The organism is Paraclostridium sp. MRS3W1, from assembly GCF_032465715.1.
In the GTDB taxonomy this organism is placed as follows: Bacteria; Bacillota; Clostridia; order Peptostreptococcales; family Peptostreptococcaceae; genus Paraclostridium; species Paraclostridium dentum.
Genome location: NZ_JAWDJM010000132.1, coordinates 1 through 19294 on the forward strand (window position 1 = coordinate 1; position 19294 = coordinate 19294).

General features: G+C 31.5%; 20 protein-coding genes, 5 tRNA genes and 2 riboswitches. Of the genes, 1 reads left to right on the top strand and 24 read right to left on the bottom strand.

Annotation, left to right across the window (positions count from 1 at the left end):
- The coding region (locus RWY47_RS10610) for an S-adenosylmethionine synthetase N-terminal domain-containing protein (RefSeq protein ID WP_316030324.1) at positions 1-97 on the bottom strand (97 nt) is incomplete at its 3' end.
- 145 nt (positions 98-242) lie between these two features.
- Positions 243-347, bottom strand: a riboswitch (SAM riboswitch).
- Between the two features lie 140 nt (positions 348-487).
- Here RWY47_RS10610 and yyaC point away from each other — a divergent pair.
- Positions 488-997: a spore protease YyaC gene (gene yyaC / locus RWY47_RS10615; protein WP_021428266.1), complete on the top strand. Its 510-nt coding sequence runs from the start codon at positions 488-490 to the stop codon at positions 995-997.
- A 56-nt stretch (positions 998-1053) separates the two neighbouring features.
- Here yyaC and fabZ read toward each other — a convergent pair whose 3' ends face one another.
- The 23 genes from fabZ to RWY47_RS10730 all read right to left on the bottom strand — a co-directional run bounded on the left by fabZ (position 1054) and on the right by RWY47_RS10730 (position 19225).
- A complete protein-coding gene (gene fabZ / locus RWY47_RS10620) occupies positions 1054-1482 on the bottom strand; it encodes a 3-hydroxyacyl-ACP dehydratase FabZ (protein ID WP_021431559.1) in 429 nt (142 codons plus the stop codon).
- A 1-nt stretch (position 1483) separates the two neighbouring features.
- Entirely contained in the window at positions 1484-2530 is a 1047-nt protein-coding gene (locus RWY47_RS10625) for a rod shape-determining protein (RefSeq protein ID WP_025161770.1), read from the bottom strand.
- 106 nt (positions 2531-2636) lie between these two features.
- Positions 2637-2903 (bottom strand): sporulation transcriptional regulator SpoIIID, encoded by a 267-nt coding sequence (gene spoIIID, locus RWY47_RS10630; RefSeq protein WP_021428251.1) that lies wholly within the window; start codon positions 2901-2903, stop codon positions 2637-2639.
- Between the two features lie 97 nt (positions 2904-3000).
- Entirely contained in the window at positions 3001-3681 is a 681-nt protein-coding gene (locus RWY47_RS10635; protein ID WP_021428283.1) for a M23 family metallopeptidase, read from the bottom strand.
- 219 nt (positions 3682-3900) lie between these two features.
- Positions 3901-4941 carry a stage II sporulation protein D gene (gene spoIID, locus RWY47_RS10640; RefSeq protein WP_021428308.1) on the bottom strand — a complete coding sequence of 347 codons (1041 nt, stop codon included), beginning with the start codon at positions 4939-4941 and terminating at the stop codon, positions 3901-3903.
- Positions 4942-5015: 74 nt separating this feature from the next.
- Positions 5016-6269 (bottom strand): UDP-N-acetylglucosamine 1-carboxyvinyltransferase, encoded by a 1254-nt coding sequence (gene murA / locus RWY47_RS10645; protein WP_021431555.1) that lies wholly within the window; start codon positions 6267-6269, stop codon positions 5016-5018.
- 18 nt (positions 6270-6287) lie between these two features.
- Positions 6288-7034, bottom strand: coding sequence for a YwmB family TATA-box binding protein (locus RWY47_RS10650; protein WP_224170805.1), 747 nt, complete (start codon positions 7032-7034; stop codon positions 6288-6290).
- 164 nt (positions 7035-7198) lie between these two features.
- Positions 7199-7282, bottom strand: a riboswitch (cyclic di-GMP riboswitch).
- A gap of 227 nt (positions 7283-7509) precedes the next feature.
- Positions 7510-9336, bottom strand: coding sequence for a glutamine--fructose-6-phosphate transaminase (isomerizing) (gene glmS, locus RWY47_RS10655; RefSeq protein WP_142729662.1), 1827 nt, complete (start codon positions 9334-9336; stop codon positions 7510-7512).
- Positions 9337-9578: 242 nt separating this feature from the next.
- Entirely contained in the window at positions 9579-10925 is a 1347-nt protein-coding gene (gene glmM, locus RWY47_RS10660) for a phosphoglucosamine mutase (protein WP_224170804.1), read from the bottom strand.
- A 175-nt stretch (positions 10926-11100) separates the two neighbouring features.
- Positions 11101-11661 (bottom strand): 2-oxoacid:acceptor oxidoreductase family protein, encoded by a 561-nt coding sequence (locus RWY47_RS10665; RefSeq protein ID WP_021428304.1) that lies wholly within the window; start codon positions 11659-11661, stop codon positions 11101-11103.
- Position 11662: 1 nt separating this feature from the next.
- A complete protein-coding gene (locus tag RWY47_RS10670) occupies positions 11663-12415 on the bottom strand; it encodes a thiamine pyrophosphate-dependent enzyme (protein ID WP_021428258.1) in 753 nt (250 codons plus the stop codon).
- Positions 12415-13497, bottom strand: coding sequence for a 3-methyl-2-oxobutanoate dehydrogenase subunit VorB (locus tag RWY47_RS10675; RefSeq protein WP_021428273.1), 1083 nt, complete (start codon positions 13495-13497; stop codon positions 12415-12417). The genes RWY47_RS10670 and RWY47_RS10675 overlap by 1 nt, the downstream gene beginning before the upstream one ends.
- A gap of 24 nt (positions 13498-13521) precedes the next feature.
- The gene (locus RWY47_RS10680; RefSeq protein ID WP_021428297.1) at positions 13522-13737 is read right to left on the bottom strand and encodes a 4Fe-4S binding protein; all 216 of its coding nucleotides are present in this window, start codon (positions 13735-13737) and stop codon (positions 13522-13524) included.
- A gap of 41 nt (positions 13738-13778) precedes the next feature.
- Positions 13779-14456 (bottom strand): hypothetical protein, encoded by a 678-nt coding sequence (locus RWY47_RS10685; RefSeq protein WP_021428245.1) that lies wholly within the window; start codon positions 14454-14456, stop codon positions 13779-13781.
- Between the two features lie 11 nt (positions 14457-14467).
- On the bottom strand, positions 14468-15571 hold the full coding sequence (buk, locus tag RWY47_RS10690; protein WP_025161775.1) for a butyrate kinase: 1104 nt from the start codon (positions 15569-15571) through the stop codon (positions 14468-14470).
- A 22-nt stretch (positions 15572-15593) separates the two neighbouring features.
- On the bottom strand, positions 15594-16499 hold the full coding sequence (gene ptb, locus RWY47_RS10695; RefSeq protein WP_021428341.1) for a phosphate butyryltransferase: 906 nt from the start codon (positions 16497-16499) through the stop codon (positions 15594-15596).
- A 136-nt stretch (positions 16500-16635) separates the two neighbouring features.
- Positions 16636-17826 carry a CdaR family protein gene (locus RWY47_RS10700; RefSeq protein WP_142729664.1) on the bottom strand — a complete coding sequence of 397 codons (1191 nt, stop codon included), beginning with the start codon at positions 17824-17826 and terminating at the stop codon, positions 16636-16638.
- Positions 17823-18671: a diadenylate cyclase CdaA gene (cdaA, locus tag RWY47_RS10705; protein WP_021428327.1), complete on the bottom strand. Its 849-nt coding sequence runs from the start codon at positions 18669-18671 to the stop codon at positions 17823-17825. The genes RWY47_RS10700 and cdaA overlap by 4 nt, the downstream gene beginning before the upstream one ends.
- Positions 18672-18813: 142 nt before the next feature.
- Positions 18814-18890: transfer RNA gene (locus tag RWY47_RS10710), tRNA-Arg, on the bottom strand.
- Positions 18891-18899: 9 nt separating this feature from the next.
- Positions 18900-18974 (bottom strand) — tRNA-Gly (locus RWY47_RS10715).
- Positions 18975-18983: 9 nt separating this feature from the next.
- Positions 18984-19060, bottom strand: a tRNA-Asp gene (locus RWY47_RS10720).
- A gap of 9 nt (positions 19061-19069) precedes the next feature.
- Positions 19070-19145: transfer RNA gene (locus RWY47_RS10725), tRNA-Val, on the bottom strand.
- 5 nt (positions 19146-19150) lie between these two features.
- Positions 19151-19225: transfer RNA gene (locus tag RWY47_RS10730), tRNA-Glu, on the bottom strand.
- Positions 19226-19294: the final 69 nt, after the last annotated feature.

Genomic DNA, 19294 nt, shown 5'->3' on the forward strand with positions numbered 1-19294 from the left:
CTAAAAGTGCATCTAGTATTGCATCTGATATTTGATCACATATTTTATCTGGATGCCCTTCTGTAACTGATTCTGAAGTAAATAAATGTTTTGCCATTAATGTTTCCTCCTTTTATCTTTTAACCTTAGATTAAAATTCTTTCTATTACCTTAGATCCATAATTAGAATAGTCTTTCTTGATATTAAAAAAACCTCTTCTTTTTATAAGAAGAGGTTAATTATATTCGTCAATAATTAACTAACCTCATCTTTCAAGATATAAAATCTTGTAGGAATTAGCACCTTTTCCATTCGGAATGGTTGCTGGGTTTCACAGGGCCTGTCCCTCCACCTCTCTTAATAAGGTAATTAAGAAATTTTATTAATTTTTTATTACTTTACTAATTATACTATTATTAATGATTCTTATCAATATGTTTCTTTAAATTTTAAATGTTATTTTTTACTTTAGGATCTCATATATTTATTTTAAGGGGGGATGTTCCTATGTATTTGGCTAAAGTAAACTATAAAAAAGATAATGTTGTTCAAATCCTTAGTGATACATTAAAAGATATAATTGATGAGAATACGGTTATAGTTTGTATAGGAACAGATAGAGCTATAGGCGATTCTTTAGGCCCTTTAGTTGGAACGATGTTAAAAAACAGCAATTATAAATATCCTGTTTATGGTACTTTAGATAAACCTATTCATGCTTTAAATATATATGAATCCCTACAGTCTATAAAGAAAAAACATGTTAATGGTAATTTTCTGGCTATAGATGCTTGTCTAGGATCAAAAAGCAATATAGGAAATTTACAAGTAAGAAAAGGACCTATCCTGCCCGGAAAGGGAGTAGGTAAGAAACTTCCTGAAATTGGGAATTATTCTATCGTTGGTATTGTTGATAAAGTAGACGAAAATAATAAGTTTTCATTTAATAGTATCCGTCTAAGCTTTATTTTAGATATGGCTGAAATAATAGCATTATCCTTAATACTTTCAACCTGATTTCAATATATCCCCTTTATAATCAAAAATAAAGAAGCTGTCAAAAGACAGCTTCTTTATTTTTGAACTAATGCAAACATTAATTCTCCGCTACAAACTAATTCTCCATCAACATATGCGCTTGCATTGGCCTTACCTATATTTCTTCTTAAAGAAGTCATTTCAACTTCCATTCTTAATGTATCTCCCGGTCTAACTTCTTTTTTAAATCTAACTTTATCTATACCTGCAAACACACCTAGTTTTCCTTTATTTTCATCTATAGACATCATAGCTACAGCTCCAACTTGAGCCATAGCTTCTATTATTAGAACTCCTGGCATTATAGGGTATTCTGGAAAATGTCCTTGGAAAAATGGTTCATTAACACTTACATTTTTTATCCCTACAGCTCTTTTACCTTCTTCAAGTTCAACAACTTTATCTACAAGTAAAAATGGATACCTATGAGGTATTAATTCTTTTATTTGATCAATATTTAGCATATTATTCTTCTCCTTTTATAGTTTTTCTTTTGAATAGCCCTGTTCCACCTGTTTCTAACATATCTAAAGCTGATAATGACTCTCCTGTCCCTTTCGCAACACAAGATAAAGGATCTTCAGCTATTTTAACTTGCATACCTGTACTTTCCTCTATTTTTTTGTCTAGTCCATATAAAAGAGCTCCTCCACCTGTCATTATTATTCCACTTTCACTTATATCTGCTGCAAGTTCTGGAGGAGTTTTTTCAAGTACAGATCTAACAGTAGAAACAATTTGGTTAACTCCATCTGCTAAAGCATCTAGCATTTCCTTTGAGTCTATAGTTATTTTTTGAGGAAGTCCTGTTACTAAATTTCTACCTTTTACATCCATAGTAACTTCTTCTTCTCTAGGATATGCAGTCCCAATATTAATTTTAACTTGTTCAGCAGTTCTATCACCTATAAGTAAATTATGTTTTTTTCTCATATAATTTACTATATATTCATCAAACTTATCTCCACCAATTCTTATAGATTCACTTACAACCGCTCCTCCTAAAGATATTACGGCTATATCTGCTGTTCCTCCACCTATATCAACAACCATATTACCATCAGGTTTAGATATATCTAATCCGGCTCCTATAGCCGCTGCTATAGGTTCTTCTATTATATAAACGTCTCTAGCTCCAGCTTGTCTTGTAGCTTCCTCTACAGCTCTCTTTTCTACCTCTGTAACTCCCGTTGGTACACACACCATTATTCTAGGCATGAAAAATCGTGAAAAACCTTTCTTGTCTACCACTTTGTCTACATAATATGTTAACATTTTTTCAGTAATATTATAATCAGATATTACTCCATCTTTTAAAGGTCTTATAGCTACTATATTTCCTGGTGTTCTTCCTATCATCTTTCTAGCCTCATCACCTACAGCTAAAACTGTTTGTGACTTTTTATCTATTGCTACAACAGAAGGTTCTTTTACAACAATACCCCTTCCATTGACATATACAAGAACATTTGCAGTACCTAAATCGATACCTATATCCGCTCCTTTTGTCATTAAATTCAACTCCTTCTCAATTTATATAAACTTTTCGTTAATTTTAACACTCTACATACAAAATATACAAAAACTTGTTTTTAGTCAAGAAAAAAATGTAGGTTTTTTAACCTACATTTTTATTACACTTCACTTCATATTTTTGTTTTGTTGCCATTCCCCCTCTTATATGCCTTTCAGATTTATTCTTTTCCAAAACCATTTTAACCTCTTTTGCAAGAGATGGATTAATTTCTTCTAATCGTTCAGTTACATCTTTGTGTATAGTACTTTTACTTACGCCAAATGTTTTAGCAGTTTGTCTAACTGTTGTTTTCTTTTCTAATATATACTTTGCTACAACTATAGCTCTTTCCTCTATATGCGATCTCAAAGCTTCCCCCCCTTAAATCCTACCTTAGTGATATATATGTAAAAAAACAAAAAAATATAACAAGCTTAATCAAATTTGATTAAGCTTGTTATATTTTTTATTTAATTAACGTCATAGGGTCTATAGATTTACCATCTTTTGTTGCAGTTACATGCACGTGTGCACCTTCTAAACTTTCTACACTAGTAGTATTACCAACTTTTCCTATTACATCTCCGTCTTTAACTTCTTGACCTTTTTTAACAGATACTTTGTCATCTAAGTTTGAATAAACAACAGCTACTTTATCTTTAGATTCCACTTTTACAGATACTCCATGTTGGTCATCTTTAAATACATCTGTTACTTTACCATTAACAACTGATTTTACCTTACTTCCTTTTTTAGCTTGTACATCTAATGCTTTATGTATTTCCCATACATCTAATGTACTTGAGTAACTAGGCTCTTTTTCTGAATACTCTCTAGTCACTTTTTCTCCTAGATAGTTTATTTTAGTTTCTTCCTTTTTAACAACTTCTTTTTCTTTTACCTTATCTAAGTTTTCTTTTGAATTGGTAGCTGTTGGCACAGTTTTATCATCTTTTTCTATTAGGTGAATTTCGCCTTCTTCATCACCTTTTGCCACTTTATTTTGATTATCTAAAAAACCGTTTTTTGAAGCTAAATCATCCACACTATTTTTAGTAAACCAAATACCTCCAATTGCTACTAAACAAACACATACAAATAAGGCTAAGTAAAAACCATCTTTCTCTAATAGTTTTTTCTTTTTCATGACGCACCTCCAAATATATTCATACATTTGTATTTTGTACCTTATTTGTTATTTTTATACAATTTTTATTCTTTTATATTTATTTTATTTTCATGTTTTAAATATTAATTTTTCACTATATATAAATAAATTAATATTACTTCCATTTTTTATTTTATTTAATTCTTGAAATACAAAAAAACTCTAAACTAACTTGCAAATCAAGTTAGTTTAGAGTCTTTAATATGTATCTTTAATATTGATATCTGAATAATAATGTTCTAATATTTCATAATATTTATAACCATCCTTAGCCATTCCTTCTGCTCCCCATTGGCTCATACCTACACCATGACCATATCCTTTTACAATAATATCTACATAATCTTTATTAAACTTCAAATCAAAGTTAGCGGAATTTAAATTAAATAAACTCCTTATGTCACGGCCTGATATTTCTTTATTTCCAACTTTTATCTTCTCAACCGATCCACCTTTACTTCTTTCTTCTATACTAACTTGTTTTGATAATTTATCATTAGAAATCGACATATTAGGATAACCTTTTCTTAGTGTGTTTATAAAGTCGGAATTATTTATCTTAACATTAGATGCATATTTAGGGGCATTTTTATCATAAGGACTATCTACAGATCTCAAATATGGATATTTAGTACTAAATACCTCTTCACTATTTTCTGTATTTCCTGATGATGTAGAAAAGTATAATGGTAAAATTGGCTCATCTTCATATACTATAATTTGACCCTTAGTATCTTTCACAGCTTGTTCTATTTTTGTATAAAATTTATCCATCCAAGCTTGGCCATTTTTACTTAGTAATTCTGATTTACTTTTATATTCCTGACAATGTTTATAATCTGTACATACAGCTGCATTTTTATGCTTACCAGTTTTTTCACTATATACTGTAAATGTTCTAGCAGCTACTGCTTGTGCCTTTAAAGCCTCTTTATCAAACTCTGCAGACATTTCCCCTGCAAGAACTCCACATAAATAATCTTCTATGTCTATAGTCTCTACTATTCCTTTTTTATGATTATAAACCTTTATTTTAGGTGATTCCTTATCTATAGTTTCGTAATTTTTAACACTTTTCTTTTTATTAATTTTTAGCTTAGTTTCAATTTTTAACTTATTTTGGATATGTGGCACTATATCTGGCTTTGAGTCTGAGCTATATGCAAATATAGATACGCAAATAGGTATAGCTGCAGTCACCAAAACAGTACTAGCTAAAACTAACAATGGGTTTTTCATAAAATTTTCCTCCTTGGATAAATACTTCTAATCCATAAATTTTATGAAAAACCCGTGTTAATTATGACTAATTATTAGTCTTCAATTATTTCTATATTTCCACCTAATGCTTGTATCTTCTTATCTATGTCTACATATCCTCTTTGTATATGATATATATCTCCTATTTCAGTTACTCCTTCAGCTATAAGTCCACATAAAATCAACGCAGCTCCAGCTCTTAAATCTGTTGCTTTTACTGTTGATCCATGTAATTGATCTACACCTGAAACAATAGCACTTCTACCTTCTATTTTTATATTAGCGCCCATTCTGTTGAACTCTGCAACGTGCATAAATCTATTTTCAAATACAGTTTCTATAACTACTCCCGTTCCATTTGCTACAGTAGCCATAGCCATAAATTGAGCTTGAACATCTGTTGGGAATCCTGGGTGTGGTAATGTCTTGATATCTATTGGCTTTAATACCTCAGGTCCTTTAACTCTTACAGAATTATCCATATCTATTATTTCACATCCAGCCTCTTTTAATTTAGCTACAACAGGCTTTAAATGTTCCATAATTACATTGTCTATAGTTATATCTCCTTTTGTCATAGCTGCTGCAACCATGTATGTAGCCGCTTCTATTCTATCTGGTATAACTGTATGTTCAGCACCTTTAAGTGACTTAACTCCTTTTATTCTTATTGTGTTAGTTCCTGCCCCTTTTACGTCAGCTCCCATTTCATTTAAGAAGTTTGCTAAATCAACTATTTCTGGTTCTTCTGCAGCATTTTCTACTATAGTAGTACCTTCTGCTAAAGCAGCAGCCATCATTATATTTTCTGTAGCTCCTACTGATGGGAAGTCTAAGTATAACTTGCTTCCTACTAATTTCTCCGTATTAGCCTCCACAAATCCATGATCTATTATTACATTAGCTCCTAATGCCTTAAATCCTTTTAGATGTAAATCTATAGGTCTAGTTCCTATTGCACATCCTCCTGGCATAGATATTTTTGTATGGTTAAATCTAGCAAGTAGCGGTCCCATTACTAAGAATGATGCTCTCATCTTTCTTACAAGCTCATATGGAGCTTCACAAGTCTTTATATTACTTGCATCTACTGTTAATGTACAATCCTTATATTCAACCTCAGCACCTAAATGTCTTAATAAATCAGATATTACATGTACATCTTTTAAGTTAGGAACCCCTTTTAACACTGATTTTCCATCAGCTAATAAAGTTGCTGCTATTATTGGTAATACTGCATTTTTTGCCCCATCTATTTTAACACTTCCTACAAGTGGATTACTCTTCTTAACTAAAATTTTTGCCATTTCACTTTTCTCCTCACACTAATAATCTAATTTTATTATAGGTGTAGCTACGTAAATCATAGTTTTTTCTTCGTTTTCGCTATACCTAATTCCTATATTTAAATTTACCTTATTTCCCAAATATTCAAGGTAATCAGTTTTAATCAATTTACTAAAAGCTGTTACCGACATAAAATTTTCTTCTTCAACCCTGTCTATTTCTTTAGCATTCATATTATATAATATTTTTTTCAAAATATCATCATATTTGTGTAGTTGTAACTTTTTTTTATACTCTCCAGCCATACATGTATAAATATCGACTTTTTTGCAATACAAATTTAGAGTATTTTCTACAACTGTATAAATATCCACTATATCTTTATATACTTTATTTTCTAATATGTCAACTATAATATATGACTCATTTTTACCTTTATTAGCGACAATGATAGATATATTTCTATCTTTTTCATCTATCTGTGCATATACCTGAGTTTGAGTATCCTTTTTACTTTCAATCCATTTTAAATTAGATTCCTCAAGCCCTAAGTTAGAAATTATTTCCATGCAAATATTTTTCATCTCTTCTTTTTCTAAAGATTTATCTAAATATGCATTAGCTTTCATATTATAAAATTTAAAATCACTATCTATACTTTCAAAAGCATTTACTAGTTGATTATATCCATTATTCTTTATTTCAGCTTCTGATTCTCCATAGAACAAAACTATCCCTAATAAAAATATAAATATCAAACTTATACTCACTAATATTTTTTTCATAGTATTACCTCCCCATATTTCCAGTTTTATACTATAAAGTATTAACAAAAATTGGTTGGTTATACTATTCATGATTCCAAAAATATTTTAATATATTATTATAATTTTTTCTATACATATTAAATTATATATAATTTTACACAATAAAAAAGCTATACTTATATTTTAAGTGTAGCCGGTTGCATCAATAACTCCATATATCCAAGATGCCCACATATAGGATATAGTTCTTCGCTTCTCAATTCATTATGAAATATATTTAATTGCGCATTAGAGGCTAAATTTGGCGCTTTTAAGCTTTCGTATGAGTTTCATTTGGATTTACCCTATCTTATACTCTCAAAAGCTTCAAATCACTATTTTTAAGATTTAGTTAATTGCTCAGTATCTTAAATTAGTATTGTATATAAAATTATACATAAAGTTTAAAAAGGTGATTCTCAATATAAAATCGAGATATCACCTTTGATTTTTATTATTCAACAGTAACTGATTTAGCTAAGTTTCTTGGCTTATCTACATCGCAACCTCTTTCAACTGCAACATAGTAAGATAGTAATTGAAGTGGTAAAACTGTTAATATACTTGATAATACATCCTCAACATTAGGTATATATATTACTTCATCAGCAGATTTTTCAACTTCTTTATTTTTCTCTTGAGCTACAGCAATTACATATGCTCCTCTTGCTCTAACTTCTTCCATGTTAGAAACCATTTTTTCAAATAACTCTCCTTGAGAAGCTATAGCAACTACAGGAGTTCCTTTTTCTATTAATGCTATAGTTCCATGCTTTAACTCACCTGCAGCAAATGCTTCTGCATGTATATATGATATTTCTTTTATTTTTAAAGCACCTTCCATAGCTATATTATAATCTAATCCTCTACCTAAGTAGAATGCACTATGTTTTTCTTTTAAAGTCTTAGCAATTTCTTTTATATGATCTTCTTGTTTTAAAGCTTCTTCAACCTTTGAAGGCATCTCTTTTAGTTTTTCTATCATTTCATTATAGTACTCTCTAGTTATAGTACCTTTCTTTATAGCAAAGTCTAAAGCTATCATATAGAATGATACTAATTGAGTTGTATATGCTTTAGTTGATGCAACTGATATTTCAGGTCCTGCCCAAGTATAGAATACATCATCTGATTCTCTTGCAATTGAAGATCCAACAACGTTAGTTACTGATAATATTCTAGCTCCTCTTTCTTTAGCATATCTTAAAGAAGCTAAAGTATCTGCAGTTTCTCCTGATTGACTTACTAATATTAATAATGTCTTATCATCTATAAATGGATCTCTATATCTAAATTCTGATGCTATATCTGTTATAACTGGTATCTTAGCAAATTTTTCTATAGCGAATTTTCCTATAAGTCCAGCATGATAAGCAGTTCCACACGCTACTATATAAACTCTGTTTATATTGTCTAAATCTTCTTTAGTCATTTTTATATCATCTAAATGGATTTCTCCGTTTTCATTTAATCTTCTTACTAATGTTTCTTTTACTCCATTAGGTTGTTCATATATTTCTTTTAACATGAAATGTTCGTACCCACCTTTAGATGCAGCTTCAACATCCCAAGTAATTTCATTAACTTCTTTATTTACTACTTCTCTATTTTCATTTAATATAGTAACTTTATCTCCTACTATATGAACAAATTCACCATTTTCTAAGAAATATACATTTCTTGTATATTTTAATATTGCAGGTATATCTGATGCTATAAAGTTTTCTCCCTCTCCAAGTCCCACAACTAAAGGACTATCTTTTCTAACTGATACTAATTCTTGATTATTATCTTTACATATAACACCTAATGCATATGCTCCTCTTAATCTTTGAGTAGCTTTATATACTGCATCTAATAAATTACCTTCATAATATTTATCAACTAAATGTGCTACTACTTCTGTATCTGTTTGAGATAAGAATTTTACACCTTCAGCTTGTAATTCCTCTTTTAATTCCATATAGTTTTCTATAATTCCATTGTGAACTACAGCTATTGTTCTATCCATATTAAAATGAGGATGTGAATTAACATCTGATGGCTCTCCATGAGTTGCCCATCTTGTATGTCCTATTCCTAAACCTCCATTTATAGGATTCTTTTCTAGATCCTCTGCTAAAACAGCTAATCTTCCTTTAAACTTTCTTATTTCTAACTCATTTCCTGTATTTATAGCAACACCTGCAGAATCATATCCTCTGTATTCAAGCTTTGATAATCCTTCTACTAAAACTTCTGTTGCCATTCTATTTCCTAAATATCCAACTATACCACACATAATTTGTGTCCTCCTAAAAATATTAATTTTTTATATATTTTTAAGATTCAGGTCAGTTTACATAAACTTTTTTTTGTACATATAATCACTTATATGGTTTGTAAAAGCTTTACGATGGTAAACACACCGCAGAGTATCCGCCGACAATTCGATAAACTCTGTCCTCGTCAACTTAGATTTTACTAAGTTCTGGCGCTTGTAAAGTAAATACTAAGGCTTAATCTTAGTATTTACTTCTGAAATTATGATAATTTCTCTTGTATTAAATTAGCTAAATTTGTAGCTAACTCTTTTAATTGACCTTCATCTTTACCCTCTAACATAACTCTTACTAATGGCTCTGTTCCTGATGGTCTTATTAAGACTCTTCCGCATCCATCCATTAGTTTTTCTATTCTTTCTATTTCATCTTTAATTTCTGGTATTTCCATATATCTATTTTTATTTTCATTTTTTATTCTAGCATTAACTAATACTTGTGGGTATTGATTCATTACTGCTGCAAGTTCTGATAAAGTTTTACCTTCTTCTTTAACTATTTGAGCCAAAACTAAAGAACTTAAAGTTCCATCTCCAGTCGTATTATAATCTAAGAAAATCATATGACCTGATTGCTCTCCACCTAAATTATATCCACTGTTTTTCATTTCCTCTAAAACATATCTGTCTCCTACAGCTGTTGTTGCTAGATTTATGTTGTTTTCTTTTGCAGCTATAACTAAACCTATATTACTCATAACTGTAACAACTAAAGTATCTTTAGCTAACTTGTTTTGCTTCTTTAAATATATTGCACTTAATATCATTATATGGTCACCATCTACAATTTGACCCTTTTCATTTACAGCTATTAGTCTATCTGCATCACCATCATATGCAAGTCCTAAATCAGCTTTATTTTTTAATACAGCTTCTTGAAGACCCTCTGGGTGTGTTGATCCACATTTATCATTTATGTTATTTCCATCTGGTGTATTATTTATAGCTACAACATCTGCACCTAATTCTTCAAATACCATTGGGGCAACTTTATATGCAGCTCCATTCGCACAGTCTAACACAACTTTTAATCCATTAAAATCTATATTAACTATAGTTTTTAAATAATCAACGTAATCTCTTACAGCGTCATGTTCATGTATCTTTTTACCAACCTTATCTCCAGTTGGATGTACTTCTACTCTTTCTATATCATCTATATATGACTCTATTTCAAGTTCAATAGAATCATCAAGTTTATATCCATGTTCATTAAAGAATTTTATTCCATTGTATTCTACTGGGTTATGAGATGCTGATATAACTACTCCACAATCTGCATTGTAGTGTTTAGTCAAATATGCTACTCCTGGAGTTGGTATTACACCAACAGTTATAATATCACATCCAACTGACATAAGTCCAGCTATAAGAGCTGATTCTAGCATATCTCCAGATACTCTAGTATCTTTACCAACTACAACCTTAACTTTATCTTTCCCTTTAGTTAAAACATACCCACCTGCTCTACCTAGCTTATACGCTAGATCACAGTTAAGTTCTGTATTGGCTATTCCTCTTACTCCGTCAGTTCCAAAATATTTTCTCATCAAAAAAACTCCTTCCAGCAATAAAGACTTTTAAATATATCACAATTTCATATTATGTTCAATCATAGTCTTTAGTTCATAATTGTTATTGTAATATGTTTCACAAAAAAAGACAATAGTATTTACACCATTGTCTTTTTTCTGTCTTTAATTGACTAAATATGACATATTCCAATTATGCAAGCGCTTCTTGAGATTTAACTGCTTCAGCACCTTTTAGTAAAGCTGCTTTGTTTAATGGAACAAATTTTTCTTTACTTGGCCCGAAAACTTTTTTAAATGCTTCTAATACAGAATCTACTTCCACACATTTATTTAACTCTAAGTATGCTCCTAACATTATCATATTAGCAACTCTTGGATTTCCAAGTTCTAAAGCTAATTCATTAGCTTGTATGTAGTAAGTTTTTACATCTGTTCTTTCAACTTTTTTCTCTATTAATGAACTGTTCACTAGTATTTTACCCCCAGGAACAACATCTTTTTCAAATTTATCAAGTGAAGGTAAGTTCATAACTATAGCACAAGTTGCATCATCAGTTATAACTGGTGATCCTACTGGAGTATCAGAAATTGTTACTGAACAGTTAGCAGTTCCTCCACGCATTTCTGGTCCATATGATGGTAACCATGAAACTTCCTTTTTCTCAAGCATTCCTGCATAAGTAAGTAATTGTCCCATAGACATAACACCTTGACCACCAAATCCTGCACATATTACTCTTTCTGTAGCCATATTACTTCGCCTCCTCAACTTTAACATCTTTAATATTTCCTATTGGATAGTATGGCATCATATTATCTCTTAGCCATTGTAATGAATCTTGAGGAGTTAATCCCCAGTTTGTAGGACAAGTTGATAATACTTCTACTATACCAAATCCTAATCCAGCTAATTGAACTTCAAAAGCTTTCTTTATAGCTTTTTTAGCTTTTCTTACATTAGCAGGAGTATCTACAGAAACTCTCTCTACAAATACAGCTCTATCTAAAGTTCCTAACATTTCAACCATTCTTATAGGAGCTCCTTGTAAGTTTATATCTCTTCCACTTTGAGCTGTAGTAGCTTTTTGACCTAATAAAGTTGTTGGAGCCATTTGGCCACCTGTCATACCATATATAGCATTATTTACAAATATTGTTGTAAATTTTTCTCCTCTTGCAGCAGCATGAACTATCTCAGCAGTTCCTATAGATGCTAAGTCTCCATCTCCTTGATAAGTAAATACTACTTTATCTGGATGAACTCTTTTTATACCTGTAGCAACAGCTGGTGCTCTACCATGAGAAGCCTCTTGCATGTCACAGTTAAAGTAATTGTATGCTAAAACTGAACATCCAACAGGAGCAACCCCTATAGTATCTCCTAATACATCTAGTTCTTCTAATACTTCTCCTACTAATCTATGGATTATACCATGTGTACATCCTGGACAGTAGTGTGTTTGGTTATCTGTTAATCCTTGAGTTTTCTTGAATACAAGTGTCATTATCTAGCACCTCCCATAGCAACTTGTTGAGATTGTTCTACTATTTCTTTAGCTTTTGCAGCTATTTCTGCTGGTGATGGTATCATACCACCTGTTCTTCCATAGAAGTGAACAGGTAATCTACCTTCTATAGCTAGTCTAACATCCTCTACCATTTGTCCAGTACTCATTTCTACTGTTAATAAGTTCTTAGCTTCTGGTATTTGATTAAATGCTTCAAATGGGAATGGCCATAAAGTTTTAGGTCTTATAAGACCTGCTTTTATACCTTCTTCTCTTAAACTTTCTATTGTATTTTTAACGATTCTTGAAGTAGTTCCGTATGCTACGAATACTATTTCAGCATCCTCTGTTTTGTACATTTCATATGCAGTTTCATTTTTTTCTATTTCTTTATATTTAGCATCTAAATTTATACAGTGATCTTCTAGAGATTTTGGATCTAAGTATAAAGAGTTTATTATATTTGGTTTTCTCTCCATTTTAGTTCCAACACTAGCCCAAGTTTTTGGAGCTAATTCTCTTGTTTTAGGCTTATTAAATTCTACTGGTTCCATCATTTGACCTATCATACCATCTCCAACTACCATAACTGGAGTTCTGTAGTAATCTGCAACTTCAAAAGCTTCCATTACCATATCAACAGCTTCTTGAACAGTTGCTGGTGCATAAACTGGAGTTCTATAATCTCCATTTCCTCCACCTCTTGTTGACATAAAGTAGTCAGATTGAGATGGTTGTATTCCTCCAAGTCCTGGACCACCTCTCATTATATTAACAACAACACATGGAAGCTCTGCTCCTGCTGCGTATGTTATACCTTCTTGTTTTAAAGCTATTCCTGGCGAAGATGAAGATGTCATAACTCTAGCACCTGCTCCTGCTGCTCCATAAACCATATTTATCGCAGATACTTCTGATTCTGCTTGAACAAAAGCTCCTCCATTTTTTGGTAGTTCTCTAGACATATATTCTGGTAACTCGTTTTGTGGTGTTATTGGATAACCAAAGAAATACTTACAGCCAGCTTCCATAGCTGCTTTCCCTATTGCTTCGTTACCCTTCATAAGTATCTTAGCCATTTTAATTCCCCCTTAAGTTTGTATTTAGTCTCTCTCTACTGTTATAACTGCATCTGGACACATAGTTGCACAGTTTGCACATCCTACGCATTTATCCATATCAGAAACAGAAGCTGGATTATATCCTTTTTTGTTTATTGTAGCCTTGTCTATTTCTACAATCTTAACTGGACATGCTGAAACACAAAGTGCACACCCTTTACATAAGTCTTGGTCAAAAGTAACTTTTCCCTTAGCCATTTTAATTAGCCTCCTTGAACTGTATATATTTAAACCTCATTTTACATCCAACATTCTCTCATGTATAAATTTATTGGAAATACATCCCCATCTAAGTTTGTTGGAAGTTGAGGTATTAAGCTTTCTAAACAAGTAACATACTTTATTGGTATATTAGTTATATTTGAAACTTCTTTAACTAGTTCTTGTCCTTTTAGGATATCTTCTATAGTAGTTTCTCTAACTAAATGTGTATTATTTATAAGTCCTGTTACTTTTAATTTTGATGAATTTTCTATAGCTCGAATATGATTTATCACATCACTCGTAGTTTGAGTCTGCTCTCTATTTGCATTAACCACGCAAAACATATCATAATCGTCTTTTTCTACAAGATGACTAAATCTACCTAAGACTCTAGCCCCTACATCATCTCCGCCTACATCAATTACATAATCATACGATTTATCTGTTAAAGGCGCTGTAACTTGAGCTGATACAGCTGGTAAATCTAATGAAGTTGCTTGTATTGAACTATCTATAGGCATTATATTTTTAGATTGTAAAAAATCTCTTTTTTCTCTAGTCCTAAAGTAAACGTTTACAATATCAAGATCTGATATCGCAACTTTAGCATCAGTAAGGTCTCTAAGCTTTGTTACATAATTCATAGAAAACTCACTTTTGCCACTACCATAATGACCTATAATGATTCTAATCCTCTTGTCATTTTTTATCATATAATCACCTTTTATAATGTATTAGCAGTAGCTAATTCTTTTCCATAAACTTTGGCTTCTTCTTCTTTATTTAGAACTCTAAGACCACCTTGAGCTAATGCTATCATTTCATCTTCCCCTGGGTAAACCTTTACCTCAGCTATAAATTTAACTTTATCAATTATCATGTTCGTAAACATATTTGAGTAAGCTATTCCTCCAGTTAATAAAACTGCGTCTACATCTCCATTTAATACTGATGCACAAGCTCCTATCTCTTTAGCAACTTGGTATGCCATTGCTTCATAAACTAATTTAGCTTTATCATTTCCTTCAGCAATCATAGATTCTACTTCTCTACCATCATTAGTATTTAAGTATGCTACTAAACCTCCATTGCCTTTTATTCTTTTCTTTATATCATCAAGTGAATATTCTCCACTAAAACACATTTTTACTAAGTCTCCTACTGGAAGACCCCCACTTCTTTCTGGAGAAAAAGGACCTTCTCCATCTAAAGCATTTGCAACATCTATAACTGAACCTTTTTTATGAGCTCCAACTGAAATTCCTCCACCCATATGAGCAACTATAAAATTACAATCTTCATACTTCTTATCTAAATCTTTAGCAGCTCTTCTTGCAGTAGCTTTTTGATTTAGTGCGTGGAATATACTTTTTCTTGATATTTCTGGTATACCTGATATTCTTGCTACATCATGTAACTCGTCCACTACAACTGGATCTACTATATATGAAGGCACTCCTACACTATCACCTATTTCTTTAGCTATTAGGCCTCCTAAGTTAGATGCATGTTCTCCTAATACTCCTACTTTTAAATCTTCCATCATCTCTTCATCTACACTGTATGTACCACCTGTTATAGGTTTTAAAAGTCCACCTCTACCTACTACAGCATTTAAATCTGATACTTTTATTCCACCTTCTAATAGAGCATCTTCTATAACCTTTTTTCTAAATTCAAATTGATCTGATATTTTTTCATATTGTCCAATTTCTTCTGATGAATGTCTTAATGTTTTTTCAAATAATAAGTTTTCATTTTCAAAAACTGCTATCTTAGTTGATGTTGATCCTGGATTTATCGTTAGTATTTTAAATAAATTTTCCATATTAAGCCCCCTGTATATTCATCTATTTAACTTTTGCAGCCATTAAAACTCCTAATGCTATAGAGTTTAGCTTAGTCTCTTCACTATCAGCTCTTGAAGTTAATATTATCGGTGCCTTAGCCCCTACTATAACTCCTGCATTCTTTGTTTCAGAGAAGAATACTAATGATTTATATAGTATATTTCCAGCTTCTATATCTGGAGCTAGCAATATATCTGCTTTTCCTGCTATCGGATGACTCATTCCTTTATGTTTTGCAGCTTCTTCTGAAACAGCGTTATCTAAAGCAAACGGTCCCCCTACTATACATCCTTTTATATCTCCATTTGCACACATTTCTTCTAAATCCTTTGCATCTACAGTATCTTGCATCTTAGGATTTACTTTCTCTTTAGCACAAATAGCCGCTACTTTTGGATTTTCTATATCTAGTGCGTGCGCAACTACGCAAGCGTTTTCTATAATTTGTTTTTTACCTTGAAGATCTGGTGATAAGTTCATAGCAGCATCTGTTATAAAGAAAAGTCTATCATATCCTTTAACATCAAAAACAGCAACATGACTTAATATATTTCCTGTTCTTAATCCGACTTCTTTATTTAAAACTGCCTTTAATATTATTGACGTGTCCACTAACCCCTTCATTACCATATCTGCTTTACCTTCAGATACTAAACTAACCGCTTTTAAAGATGCTTGAGCTAAGTCTTTTTCATCTATTAACTCATATCCATCTAAATCTATATTTAATTCCTTCGCTATCTCTTTTGTTTTTTCTATATCTCCAACTAATATTGCATTAGCTATTCCCTCTTTTTTCGCCATATCAACAGCAATTAAAACTTCTTTATCTTGAGAGCAAGCAACTGATATGATTTTAGGCCCTCTTTCTTTTGCGTATTTTATTACATCATTAAAGCTTCTCAAAACGTCACCCCATTTTATTTAAGATATCTATGAAATTGTTTTCCTTCACATTTTTATCATATATCTAAAATAAAAAAGATGCAACAAAAATTATTTATTTAACTTACTAATTTTTGTTACATCCTCTTATTTTTCGCTATATTTCTACTATTTTAGGTTCTATTTGCACATCTTTAAAATCATATTTACTTTTATATTTTATAGGGTATTTACCTTCACCTTGAGATGTATCCGCCATATCTATATATAATTGTATATCTTTTTGGCTTAAATCCTTTATCTCATCAGAATAACTAACTGTTATTTTTATGTTTTCTGGAATTTTACTTAAATCGACCTCTTTTCCAGTTTCACTTTCTTTTGAAACAATTTCTATATCAGATTTTGAAATTAGAAACTCGCTTGTTATATTTTTATTTATGTTCAACTTGATACTTGAGATATTATTTTTAATTTTTACATCTTTAGGTATATCCAACGCTACATCTATACTATTATTACTTTTCAAATCATTAGCAGTTATAGGTTTTGTGTTTATACCATTGATATTGTCTAGTGCTTCTTTCTTTCCTTCTATAGTTATGTCCTTTGGATTTATAGAATAGTTTTCTAAATTAGATTGATTAGATACACTATCATCAAATACTAACTTAACTGGAACTACCTTTTCTTGTAGAAATTTTACTGTTGCTACAACAAAATTATCATCTAATTTAACACCTTTAACTACATCTCCATTAGCATCTACTGGAACTAATTTTAACTTAGTTGAAAAGTCTTTATATTTATCAGATGCATCTAAAGTAGCTTTGATACTAGTAACCTTATTAACAAGAGTTCTAGGTCCACTTACATCCACAGTCTTCTTATTTGTCTCTATATTATCAATATTAATTTTTGGTTCTCCTTCAACATCTACAGATATACTTCTTTTCTCATTCACTACTTTTTCTAAGTCTAATGTTATTACATTTGGCTTTATGTCATACTTATTTACACGCTCAGGTAAATTAGCTTGTAAATACACTACATTTTTTCCTTCTTTAGGATCATCTAGCCTTCCATAAATGTATATGTTATCTCTATTTATAGGTCTTAAACTTGATAAGTTAGCTCTTATAGATATATCTGCAAGCAATTCCTCTTTAGGATATATTGTTAATCCTCTTTCCTCTAGTACACTCATGTTCGTAATTGTTACAGGTATATCACTAAATGTCCTAGTTTCTACTGGATCTTCTACTGTCATAACATATAACCATAGCACTAATGCACTTAGCAATGATATTAACTTTATTTTAGTATTATTTTTTAATCTATTTTTCATCTAAATATACCACCTTTTAAAAAGCCTTTTTCTTGATCTTGATCACTAGATTTTAAATTGCTTCGTAATATATTAGTTAATCTTTCTTTAGTCATATTTCTATATAATTTTCCTGACTTAGCTATTGATACTGCTCCTGTTTCTTCTGATACTATAAGTGATAAACAATCCGAAATTTCACTTACACCTATGGCTGCTCTATGTCTTGTCCCTAAATCTTTACTTAAGTCCTTACTTTCAGTAAGTGGTAAAAAGCATGCTGCAGCCTTAACTTTTCCATCTCTAATAACAACCGCTCCGTCATGAAGAGGTGTATTAGGTATAAATATATTTATTAATAACTGTCTAGATATCTCAGCATCAATTATAGTTCCAGTATTTATAACTTCCCCTATTCTAGTATCTCTTTCCATTATTATAAGGGCACCTATTTTTTGTCTTGATAATGAGTATAGACACTCAACTATTTCTTCTATATCTTTTTTAAGCTGATCCTCTGATATAGTATAATTATTTTTACCTAAAAAAGTAAATTTAGTTCTTCCTATATATTCAAGTCCAGATCTAAGCTCTGGTTGGAATATTATAAGAACTGCAATCAAACCTACTGTTAAAGTATTTTCTAACATCCAATATAATGTATGTAAATTAAATATTTCACTGACTTTAGTCGCCACTAAAAGAAATAACATTCCTTTCAAAACTTGCTCTGCCCTAGTATCTTTTATAAAAGTATATACTTTATAAAAGATATAGGTAACGATTGCTATATCTACTATGTCTGGTATATTTACATTACTTGCTAAACTAACAAAACCTTGCCAAAAAGAATCTATATTAAACACAGTATTTTCCTCCTGTTTATAATACTTAAATTGCTTACAATATGTATTATACTATATTAATCAAGCTATATTCAATTTATATATAAAATACTTTTTTAATATAAAAAAAAGAGCTTCACAAATGTGAAACTCTTTTTACGATTGGTGAGCGCACAGGGATTCGAACCCCGGACACACGCCTTAGAAGGGCGTTGCTCTATCCAGCTGAGCTATGCACCCACGTTATAGTGGAGCGGGAAACGAGATTCGAACTCGCGACTTCAACCTTGGCAAGGTTGCGCTCTACCACTGAACTATTCCCGCTTATTAAATTGGCGACCTGGAAGGGACTCGAACCCTCGACCTCCAGCGTGACAGGCTGGCATTCTAACCAGCTGAACTACCAGGCCGCATATATATGGTGGGATTAACAGGGCTCGAACCTGTGACCCCCTGCTTGTAAGGCAGGTGCTCTCCCAGCTGAGCTATAATCCCACGACTGGTGACCCATAGGGGAATCGAACCCCTGTTACCGCCGTGAAAGGGCGGTGTCTTGACCGCTTGACCAATGGGCCTTGTTTAAAACCTAGCTACGTCCTACTCTCCCAGGCAGCTTCCCACCAAGTACCATCGGCGCTAAAGAG